Source organism: Halomonas sp. ND22Bw, assembly GCF_003011945.1.
Taxonomy (GTDB): Bacteria; Pseudomonadota; Gammaproteobacteria; order Pseudomonadales; family Halomonadaceae; genus Halomonas; species Halomonas halophila.
Genome location: NZ_PXWD01001046.1, coordinates 1 through 265, shown reverse-complemented (window position 1 = coordinate 265; position 265 = coordinate 1). Strand labels below are relative to the sequence as shown.

At 63.8% G+C, this 265-nt stretch carries 1 protein-coding gene; it reads left to right on the top strand.

All coding sequences use genetic code 11. From position 1 onward, the window contains the following. Window positions 1-265, top strand: a 265-nt coding sequence (locus CVH10_RS21365) for a cupin-like domain-containing protein (RefSeq protein ID WP_219924957.1), incomplete at both ends; no start/stop codon positions are given.

Genomic DNA, 265 nt, shown 5'->3' with positions numbered 1-265 from the left:
CGCGGGTGCCCTATCATTTCGACGCGGCCGGGGTGGTGCTGTTTCATCTGCGCGGGCGCAAGCGGCTGTTAGTTTATCCTGGCGACGAGCGGCATCTGCCCGAACGCAACATGGAACAGGTGGTGACGCGCCAGACGACCGAGGAACTGCCCTATGACCTGGCCTTCGAGCGAGAGGCGCAGATCATCGATCTGGAGCCGGGCCGGGCGCTGACCTGGCCTCTGTATGCGCCGCACAGGGTTGAGAATCTGGATCGGTTCTGCGT